The sequence below is a fragment of the Ochrobactrum sp. S1502_03 genome (assembly GCF_044435015.1).
Lineage (GTDB): Bacteria > Pseudomonadota > Alphaproteobacteria > Rhizobiales > Rhizobiaceae > Brucella > Brucella chromiisoli.
On the sequence record NZ_JAYEXN010000093.1, the window covers coordinates 1 to 852 of the forward strand.

Here is an 852-nt window from a genome sequence, read left to right on the forward strand (position 1 = left end):
TAGCGCTCGTGGACAAAGGTTGACTGCGGAATCGATTTTTGATTCAAAGCTTCCATTTGGAGGCTACTTTGGGCGAACGGATCGGTTTGACAGACGAGGAATGGTCGGTAATCAGTCCGCTTCTACCTGCTGAAAGTGGACGTGGATGCCGCCCTGCTCAGGACAATCGGCGTTATTTCGAAGGCATGCTGTGGATGGCACGCACAGGAGCGCAATGGCGGCATCTGCCTGATGAATACGGCAAGTGGAACAGCGTCTTTCGTCGATATCGACGCTGGGTCGAGACCGGTGTTTTCGAGGCAATGCTTGAGACACTGGCCGAACTGGTGGAACGGGATCGAAGTGCCGACATGATCGACAGCACCGTCGTCCGGGCGCACCATTGTGCAGTCGGCATAAAAAGGGGACTCAAGACACCGAGGCGCTTGGCCGATCGCGCGGCGGTTTCACAACCAAGCTCCATGCCCGGTGCGATGCGAAAGGCAGACCGCTCGGCTTTGTCCTGACGCCCGGACAAACGCATGACACTCAAGGATTCGCGCCTTTGTTCCGGATGATCTCCGACCGGATCGAGGCGTTCCTCGCCGACAAGGGGTACGACGCTGACGCCATTCGTGAAGAGATCGCCCGCGCCGATATCGAGGCCGTCATTCCGACAAAGAGCAATAGACGCCAACCAATCCCGTACGACAAAGCCAAATACAAATGGCGCAATCAGATCGAGCGCCTCTTCAACAAGCTCAAGAACTGGCGGCGCGTTGCGACGCGCTATGACAAGACCAAGGAATCCTACCTCGGTTTCGTCGCAATCGCTGCAGTCAAACTATGGATACCCTTTGTCCACGAGCGCTA

1 pseudogene is annotated in these 852 nt (G+C 56.5%); it reads left to right on the top strand.

What is annotated here, in order from left to right:
* Window positions 1-86: 86 nt before the first annotated feature.
* Window positions 87-852: pseudogene (locus tag VBH83_RS19335) on the top strand (IS5 family transposase); the annotation flags it as partial.